This window comes from Noviherbaspirillum sp. (assembly GCF_035654295.1).
Taxonomy (GTDB): Bacteria; Pseudomonadota; Gammaproteobacteria; order Burkholderiales; family Burkholderiaceae_D; genus Noviherbaspirillum.
Genome location: NZ_DASRXF010000111.1, coordinates 1 through 4346 on the forward strand (window position 1 = coordinate 1; position 4346 = coordinate 4346).

The 4346-nt window shown below is 64.9% G+C and carries 6 protein-coding genes and 1 pseudogene; 1 reads left to right on the forward strand and 6 read right to left on the reverse strand.

What is annotated here, in order from left to right:
• Positions 1 to 228: 228 nt before the first annotated feature.
• The 3 genes from VFF99_RS11840 to VFF99_RS11850 all read right to left on the reverse strand — a co-directional run bounded on the left by VFF99_RS11840 (position 229) and on the right by VFF99_RS11850 (position 2015).
• On the reverse strand, positions 229 to 1122 hold the full coding sequence (locus VFF99_RS11840) for a sigma-70 family RNA polymerase sigma factor (protein ID WP_325018110.1): 894 nt from the start codon (positions 1120 to 1122) through the stop codon (positions 229 to 231).
• Between the two features lie 17 nt (positions 1123 to 1139).
• Positions 1140 to 1691 (reverse strand): hypothetical protein, encoded by a 552-nt coding sequence (locus tag VFF99_RS11845; RefSeq protein WP_325018112.1) that lies wholly within the window; start codon positions 1689 to 1691, stop codon positions 1140 to 1142.
• 108 nt (positions 1692 to 1799) lie between these two features.
• Entirely contained in the window at positions 1800 to 2015 is a 216-nt protein-coding gene (locus VFF99_RS11850) for a DUF3717 domain-containing protein (protein ID WP_325018113.1), read from the reverse strand.
• A 71-nt stretch (positions 2016 to 2086) separates the two neighbouring features.
• Between VFF99_RS11850 and VFF99_RS11855 the strand changes: the two genes are divergently transcribed.
• Complete coding sequence (locus VFF99_RS11855) at positions 2087 to 2785, forward strand: SDR family oxidoreductase (RefSeq protein ID WP_325018115.1); 699 nt, start codon at positions 2087 to 2089, stop codon at positions 2783 to 2785.
• Between the two features lie 6 nt (positions 2786 to 2791).
• On the opposite strand, the gene VFF99_RS11860 is transcribed toward VFF99_RS11855, so the two are convergent.
• The 3 genes and pseudogenes from VFF99_RS11860 to VFF99_RS11870 form a co-directional block, all read right to left on the reverse strand.
• Positions 2792 to 3979, reverse strand: a complete 1188-nt coding sequence (locus VFF99_RS11860) for a pyridoxal phosphate-dependent aminotransferase (RefSeq protein WP_325018117.1) — start codon at positions 3977 to 3979, stop codon at positions 2792 to 2794.
• Positions 3970 to 4098, reverse strand: coding sequence for a hypothetical protein (locus VFF99_RS11865; protein ID WP_325018119.1), 129 nt, complete (start codon positions 4096 to 4098; stop codon positions 3970 to 3972). The genes VFF99_RS11860 and VFF99_RS11865 overlap by 10 nt, the downstream gene beginning before the upstream one ends.
• Positions 4099 to 4102: 4 nt before the next feature.
• A pseudogene (locus VFF99_RS11870) lies at positions 4103 to 4346 on the reverse strand (MFS transporter); the annotation flags it as partial.

Below are 4346 nucleotides of genomic sequence, written 5' to 3' on the forward strand. Positions count from 1 at the left end.
CTGTCATAAACACCTCAGGCAGGTCGACCTGCGGAACATCGCCTAAAATCGTGATCACATGTGTTACCTATGTCTCCCGACAGGTGTTACCCATGTGTCCCGGCTAAACACTGCGCTCTACCCACCCTACGGTTCTTTATAAAGGACGGTAGGGTGGGTAGAGCGAAGCGAAACCCACCAGTTCATAAAGGACGTTACGGCGGGTAGCACCGAAACCGTCACTTGCCCTCACGGCGCCACCCCCCGCAGCTTCTCCGGATTACGCATCACATAGATCGCCTTGATCCGCCCATTCCCGTCCGGTTCCAGCGCGATCGTCTGAATCAACTCCCCCTGCACGGACGACACAACGAACCCCGGAAGACCGTTCACCCGCGCCGGGCGCGTGCGGTAATCGCGCGGATTGTAGAGGCGTACAAAGCCGATGACCGCCCTGGCAATGATTTCATTTCCGACCAGCGGTTTCGGCACCGCTGTCGCACGGCCCCCGCCGTCCGACACAAAGGTCGCGTCCTGTGCCAGCACGCGTGCGAGCGCTCCCACATCCCCGTCGCGAATGGCATTGACGAAGGCATCCGCCAGCCGGGATTCTTCCTCGGGCGTCGGCTTGAAACTGGGCCGGTTCGCTTGCACGTTGCTGCGCGCACGCGAGGCGAGCTGACGGCAGGCGCTTTCCGAACGGCCGAGCGTGGCGGCCACTTCGCGAAACTCCATGTCGAACACGTCGTGCAGCAGGAAGGCGGCGCGCTCCAGCGGCGAGAGACGCTCCAGTGTCAGCATGAAGGCGTAGGACAGGTCGTTGGCCAGTTCGTGTATCGCTTCCGGCCCGGGCTGGAATTGCGTGTCGTCATCCACCAGCGGTTCCGGCAGCCACGCACCGACATACACTTCGCGCTGGGCCTGCGCCGACTTGATGCGGTCGAGGCACAGGCGGGTAACAGTACGCGAGAGGAAGGCGCGCGGATTGTCGACCGCGCCGCGGTCGGTTGCGTGCCAGCGCAGCCACGCGTCCTGCACCGCGTCCTCCGCTTCGGCGCGCGAGCCGAGCATGCGGTAGGCGAGGCCGCGCAGGTGGCGGCGGTGCGGTTCGAAATCGTCGCTTGCGTCTGCCGGGATGTCCATGCCGGGTCCTCCAGTTGTCATGCCGGCGAGGTGTTGAGCAGCGGGCGGGCTTCCGTGTTTCCCACGCGCACCCGGTTGCATGCCTTGCCGTGTCCAAGCGCATATTTTACGGTCGGGAAGACGCGGGAGGCAGCGATACCCAGCGCCAGCGATACCACGGCGCGCGGTCCCCAGCGCCGCACGATCTCTTCGCGCAGCGTGTCGGCCTGGGGATCGTGGGCCAGCACCGCGCGGGCATAGCGCACGCCGAGCAGTGCCTGTTCGCCCATGCCGGCTTCGTCGCCGGCGAGGATCGCCCGCAGCACCGCCTGCGATATCCCTTCGCGCTCGGCCATCGTGACCATGAGTTGCGTGCACGGGCCGCAGTCTTCCGCCAGTATGGCGACGATCTTCGCCGCGTACCAGGTGTCGAGCGGGACGTCCTCGCGATGCGCGGCCACTTTCGAGACGGCGGCGTAGCGGCGCAGGCCGGTGAAGCTGGTGTCGAGCATTTCGCGCATGTAGGCGGCGTCGTAGCCGTAATCCTTTTCAAACGCGTCGAGCTGACGCCGGACGAACCATTTCAGCATGAGTGATCTCCTTGGTGTCCTCGTTACGCAGAGGGTCTTGCTGACAAGACGAGGCAGGGGCGGGAGATGTGACATGCGCCGGAAAACCGGGCGATTATTGCCTTGAAGTTATTTTTTCTGCGTGCGCCAGGCGTCCACGAGCTGGCGTGCGGCCGGTTCCAGGCTGGCGTAGGGCAGGGAATGGGCCTTGGTGAAGATCATCATCGCGTAGACGTCGGCCAGGGCGTTTACCTCAGGTGACAGTGCGCGTTCTTCGCCGGTCGAGGGCCGCAGCGCGCGCCAGTAGTTGATGACTTGTTCCAGTTCGGGAAGGGTGATGTCCATTTGGCTATTCTACGGCAGCCCGGACAGGCCCTTGCTATGATGTCCAGTCAATCCAACTTGAGGCAAGACAAATGGACAAGGTTGCAGTGATTACCGCCGCCTCGCGCGGCATGGGCGCCGCGTGCGCGCGGGAACTGGCGGCACGGGGCTACAAGCTGGTGCTGATGTCGCGGTCGGCGGATATCCAGGCGCTGGCAACGGAACTCGGCGCGACGGCGCTGCAAGGGTCGAGCGACAATGCCGCCGACCTGCAGAAGCTGGTTGCGCTGGCAATGGACACGCATGGCCGCATCGATGCCGCGGTCAACAATACCGGCCATCCGAAGAAGGGGCCGCTGCTGGAACTCAGCGACGACGACTGGCATGCCGGGCTCGACCTGCTGCTGCTGAATGTGGTGCGCATGGCGCGCCTGGTCACGCCCGTGATGCAGGCGCAGGGCGGCGGGGCGATCGTGAACATTTCCACCTTCGCTGCGTACGAGCCCACGGCGCGCTTCCCGATCTCGTCGGCATTGCGCGCCGCGCTCGGCAGCTTTACGAAGATTTACGCGGACGAGGTGGCGAAGTCCGGTATCCGCATCAATAACGTGCTGCCGGGGTACGTTGACTCCATCGCGCAGAACGAGGCGACGCTCGCGCAGATCCCGATGGGACGCCAGGGCACGCAGGAAGAGATCGCGAAGACCGTGGCTTTCCTGCTGTCGGCGGATGCCGGTTACATCACCGGCCAGAACCTGCGCGTGGACGGCGGCATCACGCGTTCGGTGTAAGGCGCCTCAGGCCTTTTCCATGAAGCGCGCCAGGCGCTGCACGCCTTCGTCCAGCCGCTCCAGCGAGCTTGCGAAGCACCAGCGGACATAGCCTTCGCCCTCGGGGCCGAAGGCATTGCCCGGCGCCAGGCCGAGCTTGGCTTCCACCACCATGCGCTTGCACAGCGCCAGCGTGTCCTGCGCGCCGTCCACACGGAAGAAGAGGTACATCGCGCCTTTCGGCTTGGGCGTGGTGATGCCGGGCAGCGCATTCAGGCGCTCGTAGAGGAAATCGCGCGCGGCCTGGTAGCGGGCGACGGTATGGGCGATGATCTCCTCGCCGCGTTCGACGGCAACGACGCCGGCGCGCTGCACGAAGCCGGGCGCGCAGGAAGTGTTGTATTCAATCAGCTTGCCCAGGTCCGCCATCAGCGGCTCCGGCGCCACCACCCATCCGAGCCGCCAGCCGGTCATCAACCACGATTTGGAAAAGCTGTTGGCCGATACCAGGCGGTCTTCCGGCACCGCGATGTCGAGGAAGGAGGGGGCGCAGCCGCGCGTGCCAGATGCCACGTCATACACGAGGCGCTCGTAGACATCGTCGGCCAGGATCCAGATGCCGTGCTTGCGGCAATGCGCGAGCAGGACTTCCTGCTGCTCCTTCGCGATCACCCAGCCGGTCGGGTTGTTCGGCGAATTGATCAGCACTGCTTTGGTGCCGGGCGCGAGCGCGTCCAGCAGCTGCTGCAGATCCAGCTCCCAGGTCTTGCCGAAGCGCAGCGGCACTTTCACCACTTCCGCCCCGAGGATCTTCGGGATCTCGACCAGGTTGGGCCATAGCGGCGTGACGGCGACCACGCGGTCGCCGGGATTGATGATGAGCTGCGCCAGCAGCATCAGCGCCGACACGCCCGAGGATGTCACCGCCACGCGGCCGGGATCGACCGGACGATGCAATGCCGACAGGTAGGCGGCGATTGCTTCGCGCAGCGGCGGGATGCCGAAGTTGTGCGTGTAGAAGGTCTCGCCCGCATCCAGCGATTGCTTCGCGGCGGCGCGGATGAAGTCCGGCGTCATCTGGTCCGGCTCGCCGAACCAGAAGGGCAGCACGTCCTGCAGCCCGATGCCGGCATTGGCGACTTCACGGATGCGGGACGCGACCAGGTCCTGGACGACGGGGCGGGCAGCAGGCAAGGATGCAGGGTTCAGAAGCATAGGATGATTCGGTTGGCGAGGTCGAAGACGAAAGACGGCTGCAGGTAAGCGACGAGAACGCCCGCCAGCACCGCCGCGATGGCGATGCCGATCAGGAAGCGTTTCAGTCCGTCGCCCATGATGTCATGCTGCCGCTGGCTGCGGCTGGCGTGCAATGGCTTTCTCGTTGATCGGCAGGTTCACCAGCGCGGCGAACACGCCGAGCGCGATGACGATGGCCCAGACAGTGTCGTAGCTGCCGTCGCGCGTGAACAGGTAGCCGCCGAGCCAAACGCCGATGAAGCTGCCCACCTGGTGCGAGAAGAACACGAAGCCCGACAGCATCGACAGGTATTTCACGCCGAAGATGCCGGCGATCACGCCGTTG